Source organism: Acinetobacter sp. YH16032, from assembly GCF_013417345.1.
Classification (GTDB): domain Bacteria; phylum Pseudomonadota; class Gammaproteobacteria; order Pseudomonadales; family Moraxellaceae; genus Acinetobacter.
Window position 1 is genome coordinate 1 of sequence record NZ_VPEE01000108.1, and the last position, 2,446, is coordinate 2,446.

A 2,446-nucleotide genomic window follows, 5' to 3' on the forward strand; every position below is an offset into this window, starting at 1 on the left:
TATTGTGCTGTCGCACCTGTTGCAATAATCAGTGCATCACAAGTGAATTCTTCCATGTCGCCTTTTAGTACAAATGGACGGACACTTAAATCAATTTCATTGATGTGGTCATACACAATCTCTGTGCCAAAGCGTTCAGCATGGACTTGCATCCGCTCCATAAGTACAGGACCAGTTAAACCTTCTGAGTCACCCGGCCAGTTATCTACCTCAGTGGTCGTTGTTAATTGACCACCAAGTTGTATACCCGCAATTAATGTGGGTTTTAAGTTTGCGCGTGCTGCATATACAGCAGCACTATAACCCGCAGGTCCTGAACCTAAGATCACTAATTTAGAATGTCTCTTTTGCATTTCTAATCACCTAAAGTTTATAAGCTACGTTGATTGACCCGCTTAGATAATTCTTCTGCCGACTCTTTTCGCTCTGAATAACGATCTGTGAGGTACTGACTTTGTCCACGAGTGAGCAAGGTGAACTTATATAGTTCTTCCATTACATCGACAATTCGATCATAGAAGGATGAAGGTTTCATCCGTCCATCTTCTTCAAACTCTAAAAAAGCTTTTGGAATAGATGATTGATTTGGAATGGTGATCATGCGCATCCAACGGCCTAAAATACGCATCTGGTTTAAGCTGTTAAAGGACTGCGAACCGCCACTAACCTGCATCAATGCCAAAGTTTTTCCTTGCGTTGCTCGAATTGCACCGCCTGCCAATGGTATCCAGTCAATTTGTGATTTGAAAATTGAACTCATGGAGCCATGACGTTCAGGTGAGCACCACACCATTCCTTCAGCCCAAGCGAGTAAATCATGCAACTCTTTCACCTTTGGATGTTCTGTGTCTGCATCTTCGGGTAAGGGTAGGCCTTTTGGATGAAAGATTTTTACTTCAGCGCCAAACTGCTCCAAAATACGTCCTGCTTCCATCACCGCCAATCGGCTGTATGAGCGCTCACGGTTTGAACCATACAGCAGCAAAATACGCGGTGGATGATCCAGCTCTTTAGCTTGTACTTTTTCTAAAGTAGGTTGATCGAGAAGATTCATATCTACATTTGGGAGAGTCATAGAAATTACACCTCTGCTTTAAAAAACTTTTTTCTGAGCCACAAAGACACACTGACTAAAGCAATCAACACTGGTACTTCAACCAGTGGACCAATTACAGTAGTAAACGCCACAGGTGAAGCTAAACCAAAAGTTGCAATCGCTACAGCCAACGCCAATTCAAAGTTATTCCCCGCAGCAGTAAAGGAAATTGCTGTAGTTTTAGGGTAATCATTGCCCATCCATTTGCTCATAAAGAAGCTGATGAAGAACATCACAATAAAGTAAATGGTCAATGGAATGGCAATACGTAAAACATCCAGTGGTAAACTCACCACATCATTTCCTTTGAGGCTAAACATCGCCACAATCGTGAACAACAAAGCAAGCAAACTCAGTGGGCTAATTTTTGGTAAGAAGACATTTTGATACCAATCCAAACCTTTCGCTCGAACCAGAATAAATCGTGTCATAAAGCCAAGGAAGAACGGAATCCCTAAATACACGAATACCGCATGAGTAATCGTCCAGAAATCCACATTGATCACTTGCCCTGCAACACCAAAATAAGGTGGTAAGAAGGTCAAGAACAACCAAGCATAGGTACTGAAAAATAAAATTTGGAAGATACTGTTAAAAGCCACCAATGCAGCAACATATTGGTTATCCCCACAGGCCAAACCGTTCCACACCAAGACCATCGCAATACAACGAGCCAGTCCTATCAGGATTAAGCCTGTCATATACTCTGGATAGCTATGTAGAAAAACAATGGCTAAGGCAAACATCAATACTGGTGCTATCACCCAGTTCTGTACTAAAGACAAAGTTAAGGTTTTTTTGTCTTTAAACACTTGTGGTAGCGCTGCATAATCCACTTTAGCTAATGGTGGATACATCATCAGAATCAAACCAATCGCAATTGGAATATTGACGGAATCCACACTCATTTTATCCAATGCCACTGAGGCTTGTGGAAAGAACACACCGATCGCTATTCCCAACCCCATTGCAATGAAAATCCATAGCGTGAGATTACGATCTAAAAAGGATAATCTTTGTTGAGCCATAATTTTCTCATTCAATATCTGAGATGTGATTGATTGCAGCAATCAATTCAGGACGAGACATATGTGCTGTATCCAATGCAAATAAAGCATCTAAACGACGATTGATATGGTCTACAGTCACTTGGAATGCCTGTAATTTTTCTTCTTTAGGTAAGTCTAAGTGTGATGGATCAGCCAAACCCCAATGTGCCTTGATCGCTCCACCTAAATAAAGCGGACACGCTTCTTGTGCTGCTGAATCACAAACCGTAATCACCACGTCAGGTTGATATTGTTCACAATCATCAATGGTTTTACTCCACAAACCATCTGTTGAAAGACC

Annotated in this window: 4 protein-coding genes; all 4 read right to left on the reverse strand. The window is 41.6% G+C overall.

Annotation, left to right across the window (positions count from 1 at the left end; translation table 11 throughout):
* A partial coding sequence (locus tag FTV32_RS16545; protein ID WP_180029126.1) for an FAD-dependent oxidoreductase occupies nt 1-353 on the reverse strand: 353 nt, incomplete at its 3' end.
* A gap of 17 nt (nt 354-370) precedes the next feature.
* Nucleotides 371-1,075, reverse strand: coding sequence for an arsenical resistance protein ArsH (arsH, locus tag FTV32_RS16550; protein WP_000174605.1), 705 nt, complete (start codon nt 1,073-1,075; stop codon nt 371-373).
* A 5-nt stretch (nt 1,076-1,080) separates the two neighbouring features.
* Complete coding sequence (gene arsB, locus FTV32_RS16555) at nt 1,081-2,124, reverse strand: ACR3 family arsenite efflux transporter (RefSeq protein ID WP_004644578.1); 1,044 nt, start codon at nt 2,122-2,124, stop codon at nt 1,081-1,083.
* A 7-nt stretch (nt 2,125-2,131) separates the two neighbouring features.
* On the reverse strand, nt 2,132-2,446 hold a 315-nt coding region (locus FTV32_RS16560), incomplete at its 5' end, for an arsenate reductase ArsC (protein ID WP_180029127.1).

Coding starts and splice junctions, on each gene's coding strand:
- arsH (WP_000174605.1), bottom strand. CDS start 1,075: ATGACTCTCCCAAATGTAGATATGAATCTTCTCGATCAACCTACTTTA.
- arsB (WP_004644578.1), bottom strand. CDS start 2,124: ATGGCTCAACAAAGATTATCCTTTTTAGATCGTAATCTCACGCTATGG.